The organism is Bacillus sp. FSL W8-0519 (assembly GCF_038005585.1).
Lineage (GTDB): Bacteria > Bacillota > Bacilli > Bacillales > Bacillaceae_G > Bacillus_A > Bacillus_A paranthracis.
Genome location: NZ_JBBOTL010000001.1, coordinates 1,883,971 through 1,905,766 on the forward strand (window position 1 = coordinate 1,883,971; position 21,796 = coordinate 1,905,766).

At 34.2% G+C, this 21,796-nt stretch carries 24 protein-coding genes; 22 read left to right on the forward strand and 2 right to left on the reverse strand.

The genetic code is table 11. The annotated features are described in order from the left end of the window. The first annotated feature begins 120 nt into the window (after nucleotides 1-120). The 6 genes from NST14_RS09765 (at nucleotide 121) to NST14_RS09790 (ending at nucleotide 5,106) form a co-directional block, all read left to right on the forward strand. On the forward strand, nucleotides 121-552 hold the full coding sequence (locus NST14_RS09765) for an Rrf2 family transcriptional regulator (protein ID WP_073541027.1): 432 nt from the start codon (nucleotides 121-123) through the stop codon (nucleotides 550-552). Nucleotides 553-623: 71 nt separating this feature from the next. Then, entirely contained in the window at nucleotides 624-1,274 is a 651-nt protein-coding gene (locus NST14_RS09770; RefSeq protein WP_000216672.1) for a DsbA family oxidoreductase, read from the forward strand. A 57-nt stretch (nucleotides 1,275-1,331) separates the two neighbouring features. Further along, a complete protein-coding gene (locus tag NST14_RS09775; RefSeq protein ID WP_001277021.1) occupies nucleotides 1,332-1,934 on the forward strand; it encodes a nitroreductase family protein in 603 nt (200 codons plus the stop codon). A 126-nt stretch (nucleotides 1,935-2,060) separates the two neighbouring features. Then, nucleotides 2,061-2,192, forward strand: a complete 132-nt coding sequence (locus NST14_RS09780; protein ID WP_001012837.1) for a hypothetical protein — start codon at nucleotides 2,061-2,063, stop codon at nucleotides 2,190-2,192. Nucleotides 2,193-2,303: 111 nt separating this feature from the next. Then, nucleotides 2,304-3,914, forward strand: a complete 1,611-nt coding sequence (locus NST14_RS09785; protein ID WP_000759428.1) for an amidase family protein — start codon at nucleotides 2,304-2,306, stop codon at nucleotides 3,912-3,914. Nucleotides 3,915-4,092: 178 nt separating this feature from the next. After that, nucleotides 4,093-5,106: an AI-2E family transporter gene (locus NST14_RS09790; RefSeq protein WP_001006585.1), complete on the forward strand. Its 1,014-nt coding sequence runs from the start codon at nucleotides 4,093-4,095 to the stop codon at nucleotides 5,104-5,106. A gap of 54 nt (nucleotides 5,107-5,160) precedes the next feature. Here NST14_RS09790 and NST14_RS09795 read toward each other — a convergent pair whose 3' ends face one another. Continuing rightward, nucleotides 5,161-6,105: an L-lactate dehydrogenase gene (locus NST14_RS09795; protein ID WP_000715321.1), complete on the reverse strand. Its 945-nt coding sequence runs from the start codon at nucleotides 6,103-6,105 to the stop codon at nucleotides 5,161-5,163. Nucleotides 6,106-6,306: 201 nt separating this feature from the next. Here NST14_RS09795 and NST14_RS09800 point away from each other — a divergent pair, with 201 nt between their 5' ends. The 11 genes from NST14_RS09800 (at nucleotide 6,307) to NST14_RS09850 (ending at nucleotide 17,252) form a co-directional block, all read left to right on the forward strand. Beyond that, nucleotides 6,307-7,743, forward strand: a complete 1,437-nt coding sequence (locus NST14_RS09800; RefSeq protein ID WP_073541028.1) for a flavin monoamine oxidase family protein — start codon at nucleotides 6,307-6,309, stop codon at nucleotides 7,741-7,743. Nucleotides 7,744-7,847: 104 nt separating this feature from the next. Beyond that, nucleotides 7,848-8,771 (forward strand): CobW family GTP-binding protein, encoded by a 924-nt coding sequence (locus tag NST14_RS09805; RefSeq protein ID WP_001044949.1) that lies wholly within the window; start codon nucleotides 7,848-7,850, stop codon nucleotides 8,769-8,771. A gap of 128 nt (nucleotides 8,772-8,899) precedes the next feature. Next, nucleotides 8,900-9,505, forward strand: a complete 606-nt coding sequence (locus NST14_RS09810) for a TetR/AcrR family transcriptional regulator (protein WP_001290794.1) — start codon at nucleotides 8,900-8,902, stop codon at nucleotides 9,503-9,505. A 15-nt stretch (nucleotides 9,506-9,520) separates the two neighbouring features. Next, nucleotides 9,521-11,011 carry an o-succinylbenzoate--CoA ligase gene (locus NST14_RS09815; RefSeq protein ID WP_001161515.1) on the forward strand — a complete coding sequence of 497 codons (1,491 nt, stop codon included), beginning with the start codon at nucleotides 9,521-9,523 and terminating at the stop codon, nucleotides 11,009-11,011. Nucleotides 11,012-11,015: 4 nt separating this feature from the next. Continuing rightward, nucleotides 11,016-11,432 carry a MaoC family dehydratase gene (locus tag NST14_RS09820; protein WP_000219483.1) on the forward strand — a complete coding sequence of 139 codons (417 nt, stop codon included), beginning with the start codon at nucleotides 11,016-11,018 and terminating at the stop codon, nucleotides 11,430-11,432. Continuing rightward, entirely contained in the window at nucleotides 11,432-12,427 is a 996-nt protein-coding gene (locus NST14_RS09825; protein ID WP_001020494.1) for a 3-oxoacyl-ACP synthase, read from the forward strand. The genes NST14_RS09820 and NST14_RS09825 overlap by 1 nt, the downstream gene beginning before the upstream one ends. A gap of 179 nt (nucleotides 12,428-12,606) precedes the next feature. Next, nucleotides 12,607-13,824, forward strand: coding sequence for a substrate-binding domain-containing protein (locus tag NST14_RS09830; RefSeq protein ID WP_000061985.1), 1,218 nt, complete (start codon nucleotides 12,607-12,609; stop codon nucleotides 13,822-13,824). 90 nt (nucleotides 13,825-13,914) lie between these two features. Beyond that, on the forward strand, nucleotides 13,915-14,688 hold the full coding sequence (locus tag NST14_RS09835) for an ABC transporter ATP-binding protein (RefSeq protein ID WP_000149327.1): 774 nt from the start codon (nucleotides 13,915-13,917) through the stop codon (nucleotides 14,686-14,688). After that, on the forward strand, nucleotides 14,666-15,367 hold the full coding sequence (locus NST14_RS09840; RefSeq protein WP_001196704.1) for a branched-chain amino acid ABC transporter ATP-binding protein: 702 nt from the start codon (nucleotides 14,666-14,668) through the stop codon (nucleotides 15,365-15,367). The genes NST14_RS09835 and NST14_RS09840 overlap by 23 nt, the downstream gene beginning before the upstream one ends. A 21-nt stretch (nucleotides 15,368-15,388) precedes the next feature. After that, nucleotides 15,389-16,249: a branched-chain amino acid ABC transporter permease gene (locus NST14_RS09845; protein ID WP_000382790.1), complete on the forward strand. Its 861-nt coding sequence runs from the start codon at nucleotides 15,389-15,391 to the stop codon at nucleotides 16,247-16,249. Nucleotides 16,250-16,298: 49 nt separating this feature from the next. Next, complete coding sequence (locus tag NST14_RS09850; RefSeq protein WP_001997236.1) at nucleotides 16,299-17,252, forward strand: branched-chain amino acid ABC transporter permease; 954 nt, start codon at nucleotides 16,299-16,301, stop codon at nucleotides 17,250-17,252. 98 nt (nucleotides 17,253-17,350) lie between these two features. Here NST14_RS09850 and NST14_RS09855 read toward each other — a convergent pair whose 3' ends face one another. Then, complete coding sequence (locus NST14_RS09855) at nucleotides 17,351-18,139, reverse strand: LysR family transcriptional regulator (protein ID WP_000405015.1); 789 nt, start codon at nucleotides 18,137-18,139, stop codon at nucleotides 17,351-17,353. Nucleotides 18,140-18,259: 120 nt separating this feature from the next. On the opposite strand from NST14_RS09855, the gene NST14_RS09860 reads away from it, so the two are divergent. From NST14_RS09860 to NST14_RS09880, 5 genes are all read left to right on the forward strand, one after another. After that, entirely contained in the window at nucleotides 18,260-18,799 is a 540-nt protein-coding gene (locus tag NST14_RS09860) for a DUF4865 family protein (protein ID WP_000579921.1), read from the forward strand. A 41-nt stretch (nucleotides 18,800-18,840) separates the two neighbouring features. Further along, nucleotides 18,841-19,248: a tautomerase family protein gene (locus NST14_RS09865; RefSeq protein ID WP_001117244.1), complete on the forward strand. Its 408-nt coding sequence runs from the start codon at nucleotides 18,841-18,843 to the stop codon at nucleotides 19,246-19,248. A gap of 1 nt (nucleotide 19,249) precedes the next feature. Further along, nucleotides 19,250-19,573, forward strand: a complete 324-nt coding sequence (locus NST14_RS09870) for a carboxymuconolactone decarboxylase family protein (RefSeq protein ID WP_000980847.1) — start codon at nucleotides 19,250-19,252, stop codon at nucleotides 19,571-19,573. A 153-nt stretch (nucleotides 19,574-19,726) separates the two neighbouring features. Next, nucleotides 19,727-20,170 (forward strand): MarR family winged helix-turn-helix transcriptional regulator, encoded by a 444-nt coding sequence (locus NST14_RS09875; RefSeq protein ID WP_001205511.1) that lies wholly within the window; start codon nucleotides 19,727-19,729, stop codon nucleotides 20,168-20,170. A gap of 120 nt (nucleotides 20,171-20,290) precedes the next feature. Then, nucleotides 20,291-21,346 carry an LLM class flavin-dependent oxidoreductase gene (locus NST14_RS09880; RefSeq protein ID WP_000417578.1) on the forward strand — a complete coding sequence of 352 codons (1,056 nt, stop codon included), beginning with the start codon at nucleotides 20,291-20,293 and terminating at the stop codon, nucleotides 21,344-21,346. The last annotated feature ends 450 nt before the right edge of the window (nucleotides 21,347-21,796 follow it).

Here is a 21,796-nt window from a genome sequence, read left to right on the forward strand (position 1 = left end):
AAAGAGGTGTCTCGTATATTATAATGGGACACTTTTTAATTTACTTATAAAAAATATGTGAAAAGGATTGACTTATTTTTTGGTTGTAACTATAATGATTACATCGAGGTGGTGATTACGATGAAAATTAGTAGCCGCTTTTCCATAGCTATTCATATTTTATCTATTTTGAAAAACAATCCATCTTCACTTTGTACTTCAGACTATATGGCTGAGAGTGTCAATACAAATCCAGTAGTCATTCGTAAAATGATGTCGTACTTGAAACAAGCTGGCTTTGTTTACGTAAATCGTGGACCGGGTGGCGCAGGTTTACTAAAGGATTTACATGAAATCACATTGTTAGATGTGTATCATGCAGTGAATGTAGTGGAAGAGGATAAATTATTTCACATTCATGAGCAACCGAATCCAGATTGTCCAATTGGGGCGAATATTCAAGCGGTGTTAGAAATTATTTTAATTCAAGCACAATCCGCAATGGAAGAAGTTTTGAGAAATATTACGATGGGGCAGCTGTTTGAAACTTTGCAAGAAAAAATGAATGCTTAAATCATATTTATATTTTTTTAATATTAATGTAACTTATGTAGTTACAACTATAAAGGTAAGGTGTAAAAGTTATGACTGTAAAAATGAAAGTATACTCAGATTTTATATGTCCATTTTGTTTTTTAGCAAAAGGTCCATTAGATGAAGTAGCGAAAGAGAAAGATGTAGAAATTGAATGGATGCCATTTGAATTACGTCCAAGTCCATATTCAAAAATAGATCCATGGAATGAGCCAGAAAAATTAGGTTCATGGGATGCTTTCATTCTTCCGACAGCGAAGAAGTTAGGAATTGATATGCGTTTGCCACGTGTTTCTCCGCATCCATATACACATTTAGCTTTCGAAGGGTGTCAATTTGCGAAAGAACGTGGACTAGGTAATGAGTATCATCACCGCGTATTCACAGCATTTTTCCAAGAAGAGCAAAACATTGAAGATATTGATGTGTTAACAAAATTAGCGGTAGAAGTAGGACTTCCTGAGGCGGAATTTAAAGATGCTTTAGTAACTCGTAAATATAAGGAAAAGCATCAAGAAGCAATTCAGCACGCATATGATGAAGCGAATATTATGGCTGTTCCAACTGTCATGATTGGAGATGAAATCATTCAAGGGCTTGCTAGTAAAGAAACGCTACAAAGGGTCATTGATAAAGAAATTGAAAAGGATAAAACAAATTCATTTGAAGGTATGCAATGTAATACCGATGGATATTGCTAATTCGCTTGTTATGAAATAACAAAATAAATTATAAAACAAACATTTGGAGGAATTAAAATGTCAGCAACTACAACAAACTTAAAAGAAGCAATCGTGAACCGCCGTTCCATTCGTAAAGTAACAAAAAATGATGCAATTACGAAAGAAAGAATTGAAGAAGTGCTAAAAACAGCTTTACACGCACCAACATCTTTCAACATGCAAAGTGGTCGTATGGTTGTATTAATGGATGGGGAGCATGAAAAGTTTTGGGATATTGTGAAAGAAACATTAAGAGCCCGCGTACCAGCAGAAAACTTTGAAGCGACTGTTGAAAGACTAAAAGGTTTTCATGCAGGTGTAGGGACTGTACTATTCTTTGAAGATCAAGCAACTGTAGAAAAAATGCAAGAAAACGCACCATTATATAAAGATCAGTTCCCATTCTGGTCTCATCAAGGAAATGCAATGTTACAACATACTGTGTGGATGTTATTATCTGCTGAAGGAATTGGGGCATCATTACAACATTACAACCCAATCGTAGATGCTGAAGTGAAAGAAACTTGGAATATTCCAGCAGAGTGGAGCTTAGTAGGTCAAATGCCATTTGGTGAACCAAACGAACAACCAGCAGAAAGAACGTTCTTGCCTACTGAAGATGTAGTGAAATTTTATTAAGAAATACAATATGTAACGAGAAGGAAGCTGTGCTTAAAAACAGCTTCCTTTTTTGTAGTGGTGTTAATTTATGCGCATTTAGGGAAGAAATATAAGAAATAATCCGGTGAGAAGGGAGCTAGAAAAATGAATGGTGAGAAAAAATATACAGTGGTAGGTACTGATGTCGAGGAAGTAAAGCGTTTAAATAAAAATTCAGGGTTAACGTATAATCAAGTGAAAGAAATGTTAGCGAAGCAAATGCAAAAAAAGAAGTAATTAGATTGAAATCTTTCATTTTTTCATTTGGCATTTCGATTGGAGAGAGTTAAGTAAAAAGTAACTCTCTTTTTCGTATAACGAAGCACCTTATAGAGTGGAGGAAGCAACATGAAGAAATGGGTAAAGGGAACGCTGTCTATCGCTGGAGGCGTTGTCTTATTAGCGTGTGCCGGCGGATATTACATGTATAAAAATTATTTTCCAAAGGAACCTGAGCGTATTGTATATGATAAAGAAAGAGTGCTACAACCGATACATAATCAGCTTAAAGGAATTAATATAGAAAATGTAAAGATGAAAGAAAAAGAAGTCGTAAATGCGACTGTAGATGAGCTTCAAAAAATGATTGATGATGGAAAGTTGTCATATGAAGAATTAACGAGTATTTATCTCTTTAGAATACAAGAACATGATCAAAATGGAATAACATTAAATGCTGTTACAGAGATAAATCCTAATGCGATGGAAGAAGCAAGAAAGTTAGATCAAGAGCGAGGTAGAAACAAAAAGTCGAATTTATATGGTATTCCTGTCGTTGTAAAAGATAATGTACAGACGGAAAAAGTGATGCCGACTAGTGCAGGAACATATGTGTTAAAAGATTGGGTTGCAGATGAGGATGCGACGATTGTGAAAAAGTTGAAAGAAGAAGGTGCTTTTGTTTTAGGAAAAGCGAATATGTCTGAGTGGGCAAATTATTTATCCTTTACAATGCCTAGCGGATATAGCGGGAAAAAAGGACAAAATTTGAATCCGTATGGTCCGATTACGTTTGATACATCAGGATCAAGCTCTGGATCTGCTACAGTAGTTGCGGCAGATTTTGCACCGCTTGCAATCGGGACAGAAACGACTGGATCAATTGTAGCACCAGCGACGCAGCAATCAGTAGTTGGGTTACGTCCATCACTAGGTATGGTGAGTAGATCAGGCATTATTCCGTTAGCTGAAACGCTTGATACAGCAGGGCCGATGGCAAGAACGGTAAAGGATGCGGCAACGTTATTTAACATAATGGTAAGTTATGATGAAAAAGATGCTATGACAGAAAAAATGAAAGATAAAGAAAGAATGGATTATACGAAGGACTTATCAATAGACGGTTTGAAAGGGAAAAAAGTAGGAGTACTATTTTCAATAGATCGACAAGATGACAATAGAAAAGAAGTAGCACAAAAGATAAGAAAAGACCTTCAAGATGCAGGTGCAATAGTGACTGATGATATTCAGTTAAACGCTGAGGGTGTAGATAATCTACAAATATTAGAATATGAATTCAAACATAATGTTAACGATTTTCTTTCAAAGCAAAAAAATGTACCGGTAAAATCGTTAGAAGAGATTATAGCGTTTAATAAAAAGGATAGTAATAGACGAATAAAATATGGACAAACATTAATTGAGGGATCTGAAAAATCTGCTACAACGAAAGATGAGTTTGAAAAAGTAGTGCAAACGAGTCAAAAAAATGCAAGAAAAGAGCTAGATAGATATTTAGTAGAAAAAGGTTTGGATGCTCTAGTTATGATTAATAACGATGAAGTTCTTCTATCCGCTGTAGCTGGTTATCCGGAATTAGCGGTTCCTGCTGGATATGATAAAAATGGAGAACCAATCGGTGTAGTGTTTGTAGGGAAACAGTTTGGTGAAAAAGAGCTTTTCAATATTGGATATGCGTATGAGCAGCAGTCTAAAAATAGAAAACCACCTAAATTGTAAAAGGTTAAACGAAAAAAAGAGCTCAACTGAAGTAATTAGGTGGGCTAATATAAATAGAATCTAACAATATAAAAAGAAAAAAAGGATTCTTTCTAATTAGTAAGAAAGATTGTCTATAGAAGTTCATAAAATGTAATATATTCAATTTCCATCCATTGAAGGGGGAGGTTAAATCTTAATGAATGAAGTGAAAAATTTTTTTCGAAGTAGAGGGTTTCAACGGTTTCTCGTTTTAATAATAGTAGCGCTTGTATTATATGGATTAAAAAGTATGATCAACTTAATATTAATTACGTTTATACTGACATTTTTAATGGATCGATTTCAACGTTTTATTTCAAAAAAATTGAAAGTGAACCGGAAAATTGTTATCGCCTGTTTGTATATCATATTAGTTTCCTTTATTGGCACGACATTGTATAAATATTTACCTGTGTTAACGATACAAATTTCGCAATTGATTTATCAATTTAAATTGTTCTTTCAAAACCCGCCTGATAATGAAATCATTAAATATGCACTTTCGACAATTAACGGAATGGAAGTATCAAAGTATATAGAACAAGGTGTAGATGTCATCTATCAATCGATAGCAAATATAGGGAAGGTAAGTTTACAAATATTATTGTCTCTCATATTAAGCTTATTTTTCTTATTAGAGAAGGAGCGTATTATTACCTTTACTTCTAAATTTAAAGAGAGTAAGCTAAAGATTTTTTATGAGGAAATCGCATATTTTGGCGAAAGGTTTGCAAGATCGTTCGGTAAAGTAATTGAAGCACAGTTTTTAATTGCGGTTGTAAATTGTATTCTTACTGTTATTGCATTAATTGTTTTAGGATTTCCGCAGCTTCTCGTATTAGCTGTTATGATTTTTCTACTAGGGTTGATTCCAGTTGCAGGTGTGATTATTTCTTTATTTCCACTTAGTATCATTGCTTATAACGTAGGCGGAGTTATGTACGTTGTATACATACTTATTTTCATTACAGTCATCCATGCTCTTGAAAGTTATTTTTTAAACCCGAAGTTTATGTCTGCGAAAACGAATTTACCAATCTTTTATACATTTATAATTCTCATCTTTTCAGAACATTTCCTTGGAATATGGGGGCTTATTATCGGGATACCAATCTTTATCTTTTTCTTAGATGTACTTGATGTAAATAATGAGGAATCGATTAAAAAATAGAAAATAAAGTAAAAAGCAATCCGAAATAATTTGGATTGCTTTTTGCTATACATATTAAAGAACAGGAGCCATTGTTTCTTTCAACACTTGAACTGAGTGATCGAATTTTAATTCTTCGTCTTCACTTAATTCTACTTCTAAAATTTCACGAACCCCGCCGCGATTTAAAACAGCAGGTACACCAATATACACATCTTTTTGACCATATTGACCTTCTAAGTAAGCCGATACAGTTAATACACTATTTTCATCATTTAAAATCGCTTTAGTAACACGTAGAAGTGACATACCGATACCGTAGTAAGTTGCACCTTTTCGCTCAATAATATGGTAAGCTGCATCACGAACGTTTATGAAAATTTTGTCTAAATCTTCTTGATTATACGTGTTGTCTTTTTCAAGCAGTGTCTGTAGTTTTTGGATACCAACGGAAACGTGGCTCCAAACTGGAAGTTCAGTATCGCCATGTTCTCCGATAATATAGGCGTGAATGTTGTGTGGACCAATATCGAAGTACTCACCTAACATATAGCGGAAACGAGCAGAATCAAGCGTTGTACCAGAACCGATTACACGTTCTTTCGGTAAACCAGATTCTTTCCAAGTTACGTAAGTTAAAATATCTACAGGATTTGTTGCGATTAAGAAAATGCCATCAAACCCGCTATCCATAATACTGCGAACGATTTGTTTAAAGATTTTAGCGTTTTTCTCAACTAAATCTAAACGTGTTTCACCTGGCTTTTGTGGTAATCCAGCCGTAATGACTACAAGGTCAGCATCTTTACAATCTTCGTAGCTACCTTTCCATACTCTAGTTGGAGCTGGAGCAAATGGAACGGCATGACTTAAATCCATCGCTTCTCCTTCAGCTTTTGCTTCGTTTACATCAACTAAAACAAATTCTTCAGCTACAGCTTGGTTAATCATGCAGTAAGCATAACTACATCCAACTGCTCCTGTTCCGACTAATACAACACGGTTAATACCTTTTTTCATTTCAAAATTCCTCGCAATTTCATTGATTTTATTATGTAAGATAATACGTCTTACTTCTATAGATTCATATCTAGTTTATTACATTTTATAAAAGATATTCAAGTATTTGAAAATGTATCCGTGCAATTTCTTGCATAAAACATAGGAAGTAAGTTAACCGAATATAATGCAATAAAATCCTTTATTGAAGGGGAAAAGGCCATGATGCAGCCATTAACGATGGAAAGAATGCTCCATATTATTCATGTGGGGCTCGTTAAAACGAAGGAGCCAAAACAGATTATTGTTGTTGGTGCAGGAATTTCAGGATTAGTTGCAGCATCGTTATTGAAAGAAGCAGGTCATAACATAACAATTTTAGAAGCGAATAATCGAATAGGCGGAAGAATATATACGATACGTGAACCGTTTAGCAGAGGTTTATATTTTAATGCAGGACCAATGCGAATTCCTGATACACACAAGTTAACTTTAGCTTACATTCGTAAATTTAAATTACCGTTAAATCTTTTTATAAATAAAACCGCTTCAGATATTATTTATACGAATAATATTAAAACGAGATTAAGCATATTCGAAAAAAATCCAAGTATACTTGGATATCCTATTTTAGAGAGGGAAAAAGGTAAAACGGCAGAAGAGTTAATGTTAGAGGTATTAGAACCGATTCTAAATTATATTAAGAAAGATCCTAATAAGAATTGGAGTATTGTTGAGAAAAAGTATAAAGCATATTCGCTCGGCACATTTTTAACTGAATATTATTCAGACGGTGCAATAGATATGATTGGTGTACTTCTTGATATGGAAGCGTATATGGGAATGTCTTTAATTGAAGTATTACGAGAAATGGTCTTCTTTACTTCAACGACGAAATATTATGAAATAACGGGCGGGATGGATGCATTACCAAAAGCATTTTTATCGCAGTTAAATGAGAATATATTTATGCGGTATAAGGTTGAAAAAATTATACAAGAAAATAGCAAAGTGATGATGCAAGTAAACTATGAACAAACTATTGAGAGATTTATGGTTACAGGTGATGTTGCAATTGTTACGATCCCATTTTCAGCTTTACGTTTTGTTGAAATTCAGCCTTACAATCTATTCTCTTATTATAAAAGACGAGCAATTCGTGAATTAAATTATATTGCTGCAACTAAAATTGCGATAGAGTTTAAAAGTAGATTTTGGGAGAAAGCGGGACAGTGTGGAGGTAAATCTATTACAGATTTACCGATACGGTTTACATATTATCCGAGTTATGGCATTCATACACCAGGGGCAGCTATCGTTTTAGCGAGTTATACGTGGGCAGATGAGGCGTTAACATGGGATAGTTTACCGGATAGAGAACGCATTCGTTACGCATTAAAAAATTTAGCAGAAATATACGGTGATATCGTCTATAGTGAGTTTGTTACGGGAACATCTTTTAGCTGGAGTCAAAATCCGTATTCTTGCGGTGCATTTACAGCTTTTGAACCAGGTCAAGAGCTCGAGTTATTTCCGTATATTACACCACCATCTGGAAAAGTGCACTTTGCAGGAGAGCATACGACATTAACACATGGGTGGATGCAAGGAGCAATAGAGTCTGGAATTCGAGTTGCATATGAAGTAAATGAACAGTGAAGATATATTTACAAATCACGACTCTTTTAATAAAATAATAAATATAAATCGTAATTATTACGCTTTGAATGCGTTTTGAAATAAAGAAATGGATGGTAGATCAAATGAATAAAGTAGAAATTCATATATTAGGTGGCTTTTTAGGTAGCGGAAAATCAACATTATTACAAAATTTATTGTTAGCGGAGAAAAAGAAGAATAGAAAAGTTGCAGTGTTAATGAATGAAATTGGTGAATACTCAGTAGATACAGATATTATTGGAAAAGAGAATGTTTTAAGGGAACTTCTTAAAGGGTGTATTTGTTGTACGTTAAAAGAAGAGCTTGAAATACAATTACATTCGTTATATCAGCAAGAAAGACCAGATGTCATTTATATAGAAACGACAGGTGTTGCGCATCCAATTGAAGTGTTAGATGCATGTGTATCACCAATTTTAGCACCTTTCTTAGAAGTGAAATCAATAGTAGTCGTTTTAGATGCAGTAAGGTGGTTAAATCGAAGTATATTAAGTGCAAATGTGCAACAGCTACTGCATGAGCAAATGAAATTTGGTAGCCATATTTTAATTAATAAATCAGATTTACTAACATTTGCGGATAAGAACAAAGTAATTGAAGACGTGAAAGCAATAAATAATCATGCAAAATTGTTTGAAACAAAATATTGTAATATATCTTTAGAAGATATAGAAGAAGCTGAATTTATGAATGATGGGGAACATGAGACACTACATGTCAAACAGCATTTACATATACAAACGATGACATATCAATTTACGAAATCGATTGATCAAGACAATTTATATGAATGGCTTTCAAATTTACCAGATAGTATTTATCGTGTAAAAGGATTTGTGAAATTCCATGGAGATAAATACCCGCACCTATTCCAATATTCATTTGGGGTACCAACTTTACTGGAACAAGACTTCGGTTTCCCGACGAACTTAGTAGTAATAGGGGAAGGGCTAGATAAGAAACAATTGGCTGAAGGATTAGAGAAAGTAGAAAATAATTCTAATTAAGATGAAAGGCCTAACTTATTTTTAAGTTAGGCCTTTTGTATGTAGAAAAACACTTGCAGATTTTGTCTAACGGTAATAATTGTAAAATTCAGAAATTTATTTATAATCAAATCTAAGAGGTGATTCAGGTGTCAGAAAAAATAATAATGGATGTAAAAAATCTAACAACAAAAGGGTTAGAAACGAGAGAGAAATTATTGTGTGCTGCAGAAGAGATATTTGGTAGTAAAGGATATTACGAGGCTTCTATCGTGAATATTACACAAGAAGCAAAGGTAGCACACGGAACTTTCTATAATTACTTTCCATCTAAAAAAGATATATTTGATGAATTGATTCGCAGATTGAACCGTGAGTTACGCTTAATTATTAAAGAAGAAATGAAGGGAATATCAAGTTATGAAGAGGCACAAAGAAGAGGTTTTCAGGCTTTTTTTCGGTGGGTGAAAGATCGACCTAATCTATATAATATTGTACAACAGGCAGTAGTTGTTGATGATAACTTATATAGATGGTACTATGCAAAGCTCGCAAATGGATTTTTAAAAAGTTTATCGGCTGGTATGGAAGCGGGAGAGTTTAAACAACTTGATAAAGAAACAATTGCGTATTGTCTTATGTCAATTGGGCAATTTCTAGGAATGCGATGGGGTTATTGGGAAGAGAAAGATGTTCCGGAAGATGTATTTGAAGCAGCGATGTCATTAATATTTGAAGGATTGAGAAAGAGATAAAGGAGTGGGGGAAATATGCAGGGCATTGCTTATTGGATTGAAAAACGGTCCTATTTACATCCAGATCGCATTGCCATTATTACAGAAGAGGAGGAAATGACATATAAACAGTTACATGAGTATGTAAGTAAAGTAGCAGCCTATCTAATTTATGACTTGAATGTGCAAAAAGGAGAAAGGATAGCCATTTTATCACAAAATAGCTTGGAATATATTGTACTTTTGTTTGCTATAGCAAAAGTAGAATGTATTGCTGTTCCACTTAATATACGGTTAACAGAAAATGAACTTATCTTTCAGTTAAAAGATAGTGGAACTACAGTTTTATTTGTAGAGGAAACCTTTCAAAATATGGCACTGTCAATGCATAAGGTATCGTATGTTCAAAGAGTTATTTTGATTAAAAGTTTAAAAGAAATAGAAGATAGAAAAAGTGACAACCTTGAAGAGATAAATGAAAGCGCATCCTTTATTATATGTTATACCTCAGGGACAACGGGAAAACCGAAAGGAGCTGTACTTACACAAGACAATATGTTTTGGAATGCGCTTAATAATACATTTGCGATTGACTTAACTATGCACGACCGCTCTATTGTATTATTACCTTTATTTCATATTGGTGGAATTGGTTTATTTGCATTTCCAACTTTATTTGCAGGCGGTGTAATCATTATTCCAAGAAAATTCGAACCAACCACAGCTCTTTCCATGATAGAAAAACATAAAGTGACCGTAGTGATGGGAGTACCTACAATTCATCAAGCATTAATGAATTGCGAAAAGTTTGAGACTACAAATTTACAATCAGTTCGCTGGTTTTATAACGGTGGTGCCCCTTGTCCAGAAGAGTTGATGAGGGAATTTATAGATAGAGGATTTTTATTTGGTCAAGGCTTCGGTATGACTGAAACATCACCAACCGTATTTATGCTTTCAGAAGAAGATGCAAGACGTAAAGTAGGCTCGATTGGGAAACCTGTTCTGTTTTGTGAGTATGAACTTATTGATGAAAACAAAAATAAAGTTGAGGTTGGTGAAGTTGGGGAGTTACTAATAAGAGGACCGAATGTAATGAAAGAGTATTGGAACCGGCCAGATGCAACAAAAGAAGCGATTCAAGATGGTTGGTTATATACGGGTGATTTAGCTAGAGTTGATGAAGATGGTTTTGTATACATTGTCGGTAGAAAAAAAGAAATGATAATTTCCGGTGGTGAAAATATTTATCCACTTGAAGTAGAGCAAGTCATTAATAAGCTTTCGGACGTATATGAGGTAGCGGTCGTTGGTAGGCAACATGTAAAGTGGGGAGAGACTCCAATCGCCTTTATTGTGAAAAAGAGTAGCAGTGTATTAACTGAAAAAGAAGTCATTGAGCATTGTCGTTTATTTCTAGCAAAATATAAAATACCGAAAGAAATTGTTTTTCTAGAGGAATTGCCAAAAAATGCAACTGGTAAAATTCAAAAAGCACAGTTAGCAAATCAATTGAAAAGCAGGTGAAGAGATGACGGTATATATCACTGGTCAACAGGCGTCATGTAGTAAAACAATTACAGAAACAGATTTTGTATTATTTGCAGGTTTAAGTGGGGATTTTAACCCAATCCATATTGATCATGAGTATGCGAAACAAACTAGATTTAATCAAAGAATAGCACATGGTTTACTAACTTCTAGTTTATTATCGCAATTGCTTGGTATTCATTTACCTGGAAAAGGATCCGTTTACATGGAGCAAACTATTAAATTTACAGCACCAGTTTTTATAGGAGATACAATTACAGCAACGGCTACAGTACAAGAATTTATGATGGAAAAGAGAGTTTTGAAATTGTTAACAGAGTGTCATAACCAAAAAGGAGATTTAGTATTAACAGGTGTAGCTACAATGATGGTGCCAAAAGAAGGAGGGGTATTCTAATGAATATTGGGATTGAAGCGACTGGTGTTTTCTTCCCAAAAGACGTAGAGACGGCTGCAGACCTATCTAAAAAAACAGGTATTCCTGAGCATATTATTATAGAAAAGTTTGGATTATATGAAAAACATGTCGCAGATGAAACGATGCATGCATCAGATTTAGCTATTGCTGCTGCAAAACCAATATTATCACAAGTAGATCCTCAATCTATTGATGTAGTCATTTATTTTGGCAGTCCACATAAAGATTACCACGTATGGTCAAGTGCCCCAAAAATTCAGCATGAACTTGGATTGAAAAATGCTTATGCTTTTGAAATTATGAATGTTAGTTCTTGCTTTCCTATTGCTCTCAAAGTCGCAAAAGATATGCTCTACTCCGATAACTCAATTGAAAATATATTATTAGTAGGTGGATGTAAAGAATCTCAAATTGTAGATTATGATAATCCACGTTCGCGTTTTATGTTTAATTTCGCTGATGGCGGAAGTGCAGCTTTAGTGAAAAAAGACGCTAGAAACGGTGAAATATTAGGAAGTGCGATTATAACAGATGGTTCATTTCATGAAGATGTTCGTATTCCAGCAGGTGGATCGAAGCAGGTTGCGAGCTACGATACAGTTGAGAATCGACAGCATTATATTGATGTAATAGATCCTATTAGTATGAAAGAACGTCTAGATCGGGTTTCAATCCCTAATTTTGACAAGGTGATTCGGGAGGCATTAAGAAAAAGTGGGTTAACTCCTAAAGATATTAAAGTATTGTTACCACTGCATACAAAACGTTCTATGTTAATAGAATTGATACAGGGGCTAGGGCTAGCAGAAGAACAAGTTGTATATTTAGATCATTATGGACATATGTCAGCGCTTGATCCTTGCATTGGTCTTCACTTTGCAAATGAACAGGGGAAATTACAGGCCGGAGATATTGCAGTAGTAGTTAGTGCAGGGACTGGGTATACGTGGGCAGCTACTGTGATTAGGTGGTGAAAAATACTAAATGAATATATGGGAAATGGAGGTATTTGGAAAGGGGCGGCGAATGTAATGGTACTTCATTAATTTTTTAATAAATTTGTTTGTATGATTCAAAGAAAAAGTCATAATTACGGATGGGGAATTTTGGCGTGTTTGATTCTATCAGAAAGAAAAGTATGGGGAGGATCACAATGTCGATGAAAAAACGTAAATGGCTAAAAATGATGGCTACTGGTTGTGTTTTAGGATCGTTATTCATAACGGCAGCTTGTTCAGGAAAGAAAACAAGTACAGAGGATGAAAAGACGATTAAGGTAGGGGTTCTTGCATCATTAACAGGTCCGTTAGAATCATATGGAAAACAAACAGTGAACGGATTTGAATTAGGGTTAGACTATGCGACGGATGGAACTGGGAAAGTGGAAGGAAAGAAGATTAAGTTTGTTGTAGAAGATACAGAAACAAAAGCTGATGTAGCGGTTAAAAAAGCTACGAAGTTATTAGAAGAAGAGAAAGTTGATTTTTTAGTCGGATCGTCTAGTTCAAGTGATACATTAGCGGTTTTACCACTAGCTGAAGAATATGAAAAAATAATGGTTGTAGAACCGGCGGTAGCTGATAGTATTACCGGTAAGAACTGGAATAAATATATTTTTAGAACAGGTAGAAATTCATCTCAAGATGCAGTCGCTGGTGCTGCAGCAATTGCTAAAAAAGATGTGAAAATAGCAACGTTGGCACAAGATAACGCATACGGCCGTGAAGGAATTGCGGCGTTTAAAGCTGGAGCAAAGAAATTAGGTGCGAACATTGTAAACGAGCAATATGCAGATACAAATTCGACTGACTTCACAGCTAATATTCAAAATATCATTAGCTCAAAACCAGATTATTTATTTATCGTTTGGGCAGGGGCGAATTCACCTTGGAAACAGTTGAAAGATATGAATGTGGAAGCGCAAGGTATTAAAATTTCTACAGGTGCACCAGATATACCAGCATTAAAAACGATGGATGCATTAGTAGGAATGCAAGGTTTTTCTGTTTATTATCATACACTCCCGAAAAATAAGGTGAATGATTGGTTAGTGGAAGAACATAAAAAACGATTTAATGGTGCGGTGCCAGATTTATTTACAGCAGGAGGAATGTCAGCGGCAATTTCAATTGTAGAAGCTTTAAAGAAAACAAAAGGTGATACAGATGTAGATACATTAATTAAGAAAATGGAAGGAATGGAATTTGATACACCGAAAGGAAAGATGAAATTTAGAGAGAAGGATCATCAAGCGATGCAGACGCTGTATTCTATCACATTGAAAAAACAAGATGGTGTTGATTATCCGGTGCCAGTGTTAGAGCGAGAATTAACGATGAAAGAAACAGAACCACCAGTTCAAAATAAATAGACTGAATTTTCTGTTGTTTACGTATAAAGAGGGGTACACCCTCTTTATACGTATTTCTTTCATACTGAAAGTTTTAAAGGGAGGGATTTCGTGACACATTTGCTAGAAACGAAAAATCTTAGTGTATCTTTTGGCGAGCATCATGTTATTAAAGATGTAAATTTAACTGTACAAAAAGGAAAACTCATTTCTATTATCGGGCCAAATGGTGCGGGTAAGACAACATTATTTAATTTACTAAGTGGACAGATTTCACCCACAACAGGTGAAGTGTATTTTAAAGGGCAAGATATTACAAAACTATCGATTTCAGATCGAACACGCTTAGGAATCGGTCGCTCTTTTCAGCTTACAAACATATTCCCAGAATTAACGGTACTTGAAAATGTCCGTTTAAGTGTTCAATCATTCGTACAAGATTACTATAGTTTTTTCCCGAGTCCAGCAAAATTAAAGCAACAAGTTGGAGAGGCGAGACGTTTCTTAAAAACAGTATTACTTCAGGAGAAAGAGAATGTATTAGCGAAAGATTTGGCACATGGAGAGAAAAGAAAGCTAGAACTTGCGATGTTATTAGCTTTAAAAACAGATGTGTTATTACTTGATGAGCCGACGGCAGGTATTTCGGTCGAGGAAGTCCCAGCTATACTACAAGTGATTGAAAATATTAAGAAACATCCAGAGAGTACAATTGTACTTATTGAACACAAAATGGATATGGTACTAGGTTTGTCAGACCATCTAATCGTTTTATTTCATGGAGAGTTATTGGCTGAAGGTTTACCCGAAGAAATTATGAAAGATGAGCGTGTACAAAGTGCTTATTTAGGGGGATTATATAGTGGCACTATTACAAGTGAATAATATAGAGACGTATTTAGATCAGTTTCATATTTTACAAGGGGTATCTCTTACTGTCGAGAAAGGAACGATTACTGTACTGTTTGGAAGAAATGGGGCAGGGAAGACTACGACGTTACGTTCGGTTATGGGGTTTCACCATATCGCACATGGTGAAATTTATTATGATCGTACACAAGTAAATGGATTATCTACACATTTAATTTCAAGGAAAGGGATAGGGTATGTACCAGAAAATCAAGGTATTTTTCACGATCTGACAGTAGAAGAAACATTCGCTCTTGCTAGAGGTAAGGGTGAAGAAGCGGAAGAAAAAATAGAATGGATGCTTGAACTATTTCCAGATTTAAAGCAATTTTGGCACAAAAAAAGCGGACTCTTAAGCGGGGGACAAAAGCAAATGTTAGCAATTTCAAGAGCATTTATTAATAGTGATGGTTTATTACTTATTGATGAGCCGAGTAAAGGCTTGTCTCCTATTATGATAGAAAAGTTAATGATAGCTATTTTGAAAATGAAGGAAAAAACAACAGTTTTACTCGTTGAACAAAATTTTATGATGGCTAGTCAAATTGGTGATTATTTTTATATTATGGATAACGGAAAAATTGTTCATAACGGTTTTATGCATGAATTAAAAGAGGATAAGGAAATGTGTCACAAATATTTAGGAATCTCTTAACATGAATCCGGGGTGAGAAGGATGGATGTGTTAATCAATTTATTTGTAAATGGGATTTCAACAGGGATGCTCATTTTTTTATTAGCATCAGGTCTTTCACTTATTTTCGGTTTAATGAGTGTTCTAAACTTCGCACATGGTGGTTTATTTGCGTGGGGAGCATTTACAGGTGTTTGGCTATTTAATATGACAGGGAGTTATGTGTTAGCTTTAATTGGAGCAATAGCTATGGGAATGTTCCTTGGATTTATTTTAGAAAGATTCCTTATTAGACCGGTATATGGAAATCATGTTCGACAGCTTCTTGTTACGCTTGGAGGAATGCTTGTACTTAGTGAATGTATTAAAGTATTTTGGGGACCAAATCCAATTGGGGCAAAGTTACCGTTATGGCTACAAGGAAGTTTTACATTTGGAGGCGTTATATTAATTAAATACCGTCTATTCGTTATCATAATTGGGGTTATCATATACATTGCATTATTATTATTGCTCAAAAAAACAAAGATAGGTCTTATGATACGCGCAGGCGTAATGGATAAAGAGATGGTTCAAGCGCTCGGTATTAACGTAAAAGCGATATTTTCTTTCGTCTTTTTATTAGGCGCAGGAATGGCAGCGTTGGGAGGCTTCTTATTAGCACCGTATTCAGGCGTTATTTTCGCCGAGATGGGTATGCAGTATGCGATTTTGGCTTTCATAGTAGTAATCATTGGAGGGTTAGGAAGCGTACAAGGTTCAGCAATCGCTTCTTTAATTGTCGGATTGGCGGGTGTTTTTACAGCGTATTTTATACCGGATTTATCACTTGCAATCAATATGTTAATGCTACTGTTTTTCTTAATCGTGAAGCCAAATGGACTTGTTGGTGAAAAGGGGTGAAATGGTGAACAGCACATCAAATCGAATTAAAGTATACTTCGGAGTATGTATGCTCATTTGTTTAAGTGTATTTCCATTCGTAAATGATTCACGGAGCTTGTTAATTTTGTTCACTCAAATCTTCATCTTTGCTATTTTTGCAATGAGTTTTGATGTATTGCTTGGATATACAGGAATTGTATCATTCGGCCATTGTATGTTCTTTGGAATCGGAGCATATGGCGTAGCACTTTTATTTGATCGACAAGGAGTATCCATAACGAACTTTTTAATAGGGATAGTAGCTGCAATTATCATTTCAGCCATTGTTAGTTATATAATTGGTTTGCTTTCTTTACGGCTGAAAAGTCATTTTTATGCAATGTTAACACTTGCTATTTCACAGTTGTTTTTCGTACTTGCTGAAAAATGGCGTGGGCTCACTCACGGAGGAGATGGTTTTACATTTGGTGTACCAGACGTATTTCGTGAGCGTTTTACGTTTTATTATGTAACACTTATATGTTTACTTATCATTTTTGTTCTGTTACGTCTTTTTACCAAATCTTCTATTGGAAAAGTATTAAAGGCAATTTCACAAAACGAGCAACGTGTTGAAGCACTAGGATATAAAGTTCTTCATTATAAAATTATTGCTAGCATTGTTGCAGGAGTAGTAGCTGCAATTAGCGGTGGTTTATTTGTTATTACACTGCGCTTTGTTAATACAACTGTATTTTCAATTGAAATGACATTAAATGCATTATTGATGACGATGATTGGAGGCGTTGGAACGTTAATTGGAGCCATTGCAGGAGCTGGAATTATTGAATCCCTAAAATATTATTTATCAGAACTAGCTACAGAGTATCCGATCTTTGAACGATGGACGATTATTCTTGGTGTATTGTACATTATCGTATTGCTAGTTTTCCCGAAAGGATTAGTTGGCACGGTTAAGGGACTGAAGAATATGAAACGGAATAAGAAGGAGAAAAGTGCAGAAGTGGAGCAAAATGTGTGAAAAATCAATTGTATAGAATATGAAAATCCCTCTTTTAGATTCGGAAAGGAGGGATTTTTATTGCTGTATGTAAATTTAGTTCTTTTATAAATATTATATTAATTAAATAGTTCATCAGGGATTTGTTTGATAGAATTTTGGTTCGTAAAGAAATGAACAGCTAATTTCTCAATTGGAACATCTTCAATTGGTACTAATTTATCATTTTTAATTGGTAAAAAGGCTATTCCTTTTCCGTCCTGAATAAACTCTTCTATAAGCGAATAAGAATCTAATTGTTGAAGTTGGCACTGAGATAAATTATTTTCTTTTAGAAATTGTATCGTCTTATTCCTAAAAGGGCACTTTTTGTCATTACTAACGAAGAAGAGTTCCTTTGAAAATTCAATGGTACACTTTTCTTTCGGTTTTAATAAGCCGATAGAAATTGAAGTGGAAAATACTTTTTTAAACGATATGTCTGGGTAATCCTCATAAGTAATGACCATATCAACTTTTTGTTGCTGCAGTAATTTTTGCAAATGACTACTATTTTCTACATATATTTGATAACTCCTAAAATTTTCTTTAATGCGCTTGCTTACATAATTAGTCAAAATAGATTGTGACGTTGCGATTATATAAGAAGACCCACTTGTTTTAATTTTATTTTTTGCTTCTTCTACTAGCGTTAATATTTGATTTGTGTAGTCTAATAAAATGTCACCAGAAGGTAATAAAGAAACGCCTTTGTTATCTCTATGTAGTAAAGGTGTTTCTAACTCTTGTTCTAATTTTTTAATTCGCTCAGTTACGTTCGGTTGAACATACCCTAACTCTTTCGCAGCTTTACTAATAGAACCTTCGCTAGCCACAGTTTTGAATATAATAAGATCATTTATTTCCATTTATCACAGCCCCTTATACGATATCATTATAAATGATACCAAACATAATTTATACCTATTTTACGTTAGTCAATCATCGGTTTATCATTGTGTATATAAGATGGAAAGTGAGTGATAAACATGATTGGAATGCAATATAAGGTCATTTTGCCGAAATATTATGATATGGAGATTATTAAGAAAAGGGTAAAGGATAATGGGTATAAAACGGATGGTTTTCAAGACTTGAATTTTAAAGCTTATTTAATTACTGAGGCAGATAAGGACGGAAATTTCTATAACTGTTATGCACCTTTATATATTTGGAATGGTCATGAAGGAATGAACAAATTTATCTTTGAAGGGTATTACGATAATATTTTACAATCTTTTGGGTGGCAACAAATAAATATAGGTGTTCCATTAGTTGTTAATTTAAAAAATGATTTTAAGAAATGTAGATATGTTGTTGAATATGAAGGAAGTATTTCTCAAAGTGAATCATTGATTGGGACTCAATCTACCATTGTGGATCAAAAGGTAGAGAATTGTTTAGGCAATGTAATAGTATATAATCCAGATAAATGGGGATATAGTAAGTTTAATTTTTATGAAGAAAAGCCTGATATGATAACGAATAAAGGTACTACAGTATATGAGGTTTTGTACATTTCACGATGAAAATATGTTGAAGTTAAATTAAGAAAAAGGAATGAAAATATATGCCTTTTGTGAACGTTTATTATCATGAAAATATATTAAATGAAGAAGAATTGAAAAAGATAGGTGAATGTATTCATCTTTCATTAATTAAACATTTTAACATCCCTGAAAATGATTTTTTTGAAATGTTTTTACCTTATCAACAAAATCATTTTTTATATGATCCATATTATTTATTAGAAAGGGGAGAAAAGAGAACAGAGAATATGATTTATGTTTCTATTACATGTGGACCGGGAAGAACGATAAAACAGAAACGCGATCTGTATCAGTCAATATCTTTGAGGGTTTCTGAATGTTCTAGTATAAAAAGTGCAGACATTTTTATTACACTTAACGAGACAGCCGCTGAAAATTGGTCGTTTGGTCAAGGATTGGCGCAATTGGTAAAAGTGAAGGGGGAGTGAAATAATGAATGAATCCATTGAATATTGTATTCAAGAGAAAATGAGAGAAAAGGCACCTGCATTTGCTCATTATAGTGAAAAAATATTGTTCGAGGAAGTGTGGCGAGATGACACTTTAACATTAAGAGAAAGGAGTTTATGTACAGTGTCGGTATTAATCAGTCTTGGTAATACAGAACAATTACCATTTCATTTGCGACTGGCCAAACAAAATGGAATTAAAGAAAATGAAATGATTGCATTAATAACACATATGGCTTTTTATGTTGGTTGGCCCAAAGCAGTAGGCGCTTTACATATAGCAATGAATGATATGGAAAGTTAAGAATAACGATAAGAAAGAATTCATTTAAACATGAATTCTTTCTTATCGTTATTTATGTAATACTTTAATGAGATATTTTTCACGTTTTCTCTTGCTTTTTTATCACTTGCGTAGTAAAGTGATAGTAAGATTCACGATAGGAAGTGATCAAACATGCGTGATAATACGATAGGATCATTAATATGGTTACGTTTAATACGATTTACGAACCAAAGTAATCAGATGTCAAATGAGTTTTTAAAACGTTTTGATTTAACAACTGCTCAATTTGATGTGCTTTTGCAAATACGTACGTATCAACCACTAACACAAATGGAGTTAGCTGAAAAGGTAACTGTTACACAAGGCGGTATTTCTCGAATGTTAGCGCGTCTTGAAAAAGAAGGATATATTGTACGAAAACAAGATTGGAAAACGAAAACAATTAGTCTGACAGAGCAAGGGGAAGCTGCCTTAGAGAAAGCATTGCCAGAGCAACTTGCATTTCAATCATCGTTTTTTGATGACGTATTAAATGAAGAGGAACAGAAAATGTTATACGAGCTAATGACAAAGGTTCATAAGCATAGTGAAAAAAAAGAATTACCGCAAGAGTAATTTTTTTTACACTATCAATTGACTAATCAAGTGAAGTTATAGACAATAGGAAAATACATTTGACTTACAAACGTTTTTAAAAGAGAAACTAATAACACTTTATTAAAGGAGAGAGTAATGATGGAAAAATACCGTATGGATACAAGTAAAGGGATGGAGTTTGGATTATATTCGATTGGGGATCATGTTTTAAATCCGCATAATGGAGAGAAAATTAGTGCAGAACAAAGAATTCATGAATTAATTGAAACAGCAAAGTTAGCGGATGAAGCTGGACTTGATGTATTTGCTGTCGGTGAAAGTCATCAAACGCACTTTACAACGCAAGCTCATACAGTTATTTTAGGAGCGATTGCGCAAGCAACGAAAAATATAAAAATTGCAAGTTCAGCAACGATAATAAGTACATCTGATCCGGTACGAGTATACGAGGACTTTGCTACACTTGATTTGATTTCTAATGGACGTGCAGAAATTGTGGCTGGTCGTGGATCTCGTATTGGGGGATATAGTTTACTTGGTTATGATGTGAATGATTATGAAGAGTTATTTGAAGAGAAGATGGATCTTTTATTAAAAATTAATAAAGAGGAACATGTAACATGGAATGGACAGTTCAGAGCACCGCTTGCGCATGCATCGGTTATTCCAAGAGCTAAAAATAATAACTTACCAATTTGGCGTGCAGTTGGTGGCCCACCAGCTAGTGCGATTAAAGCAGGACGTGCAGGTGTACCAATGATGATAACAACACTAGGTGGTCCAGCTATTAACTTTAAAGGATCAGTAGATGCTTACCGTGAGGCGGCTGAGCAAAGTGGATTTAATCCAGCGAGTTTGCCAGTTGCAACAACGAGTTTATTTTATACAGCGAAAAATTCACAAGATGCACTTAGTGAATACTACCCTCACATTAATGCTGGTATGCTTACGCTACGCGGTGGTGGGTATCCGAAACAACAATTTACAAATGCAATAGATTACCGTGACGCGTTAATGGTTGGTAGCCCACAACAAATTATTGAAAAAATGCTTTACCAATATGAATTGTTTGGGCAACAACGCTTTATGGCAGAAATTGATTTTGGTGGCGTACCATATGATAAAATTGAGAAAAATATCGAGCTAATTGCTACTGAAATTTTACCGGCTATTAGAAAACATACAGCAAAATAAATAAAAAAATACCGAGAGTCCAATGGATTCTCGGTATTTTTTTATTTATTTTAGTTTGAAAAAATGACAAAAAAGTGAATTTTTAATCTGAAAAGAGGAGGTTATTTCCTATTTTTGAATAACAATATTTCATGTTTGAATTTTAGAAATACATTTTTCTCTTGACAAAAAAATAACGAAATTATCCATTGGTTAATAGGACATTTTTTCGTAGAAAAGTCAAGTGTATAAAGAGAGAAACGATTATTTTATTGATGCAAAGATAAGTCTCATATTAAAAAAACACATTTTATCGATGAGAAAAATCTAATTCAAAAAAATACCAAAAGACATATTTCAGACAAAATGATGTCAATAATACGTCAAAAATCAGCTGAATTTACTATGCAGGTATATTATACAATTCGATTAACGAATAAAACACTACAGAAATAGTGAAAAGGTAAAAAA

Excerpts from the sequence above, each read along its gene's own strand:
- NST14_RS09765 (WP_073541027.1), top strand. The coding sequence starts at position 121 with ATGAAAATTAGTAGCCGCTTTTCCATAGCTATTCATATTTTATCTATT.
- NST14_RS09770 (WP_000216672.1), top strand. The coding sequence starts at position 624 with ATGACTGTAAAAATGAAAGTATACTCAGATTTTATATGTCCATTTTGT.
- NST14_RS09775 (WP_001277021.1), top strand. The coding sequence starts at position 1,332 with ATGTCAGCAACTACAACAAACTTAAAAGAAGCAATCGTGAACCGCCGT.
- NST14_RS09780 (WP_001012837.1), top strand. The coding sequence starts at position 2,061 with ATGAATGGTGAGAAAAAATATACAGTGGTAGGTACTGATGTCGAGGAA.
- NST14_RS09785 (WP_000759428.1), top strand. The coding sequence starts at position 2,304 with ATGAAGAAATGGGTAAAGGGAACGCTGTCTATCGCTGGAGGCGTTGTC.
- NST14_RS09790 (WP_001006585.1), top strand. The coding sequence starts at position 4,093 with ATGAATGAAGTGAAAAATTTTTTTCGAAGTAGAGGGTTTCAACGGTTT.
- NST14_RS09795 (WP_000715321.1), bottom strand. The coding sequence starts at position 6,105 with ATGAAAAAAGGTATTAACCGTGTTGTATTAGTCGGAACAGGAGCAGTT.
- NST14_RS09800 (WP_073541028.1), top strand. The coding sequence starts at position 6,307 with ATGATGCAGCCATTAACGATGGAAAGAATGCTCCATATTATTCATGTG.
- NST14_RS09805 (WP_001044949.1), top strand. The coding sequence starts at position 7,848 with ATGAATAAAGTAGAAATTCATATATTAGGTGGCTTTTTAGGTAGCGGA.
- NST14_RS09815 (WP_001161515.1), top strand. The coding sequence starts at position 9,521 with ATGCAGGGCATTGCTTATTGGATTGAAAAACGGTCCTATTTACATCCA.
- NST14_RS09820 (WP_000219483.1), top strand. The coding sequence starts at position 11,016 with ATGACGGTATATATCACTGGTCAACAGGCGTCATGTAGTAAAACAATT.
- NST14_RS09825 (WP_001020494.1), top strand. The coding sequence starts at position 11,432 with ATGAATATTGGGATTGAAGCGACTGGTGTTTTCTTCCCAAAAGACGTA.
- NST14_RS09830 (WP_000061985.1), top strand. The coding sequence starts at position 12,607 with ATGTCGATGAAAAAACGTAAATGGCTAAAAATGATGGCTACTGGTTGT.
- NST14_RS09845 (WP_000382790.1), top strand. The coding sequence starts at position 15,389 with ATGGATGTGTTAATCAATTTATTTGTAAATGGGATTTCAACAGGGATG.
- NST14_RS09850 (WP_001997236.1), top strand. The coding sequence starts at position 16,299 with ATGCTCATTTGTTTAAGTGTATTTCCATTCGTAAATGATTCACGGAGC.
- NST14_RS09855 (WP_000405015.1), bottom strand. The coding sequence starts at position 18,139 with ATGGAAATAAATGATCTTATTATATTCAAAACTGTGGCTAGCGAAGGT.
- NST14_RS09860 (WP_000579921.1), top strand. The coding sequence starts at position 18,260 with ATGATTGGAATGCAATATAAGGTCATTTTGCCGAAATATTATGATATG.
- NST14_RS09865 (WP_001117244.1), top strand. The coding sequence starts at position 18,841 with ATGCCTTTTGTGAACGTTTATTATCATGAAAATATATTAAATGAAGAA.
- NST14_RS09875 (WP_001205511.1), top strand. The coding sequence starts at position 19,727 with ATGCGTGATAATACGATAGGATCATTAATATGGTTACGTTTAATACGA.
- NST14_RS09880 (WP_000417578.1), top strand. The coding sequence starts at position 20,291 with ATGGAAAAATACCGTATGGATACAAGTAAAGGGATGGAGTTTGGATTA.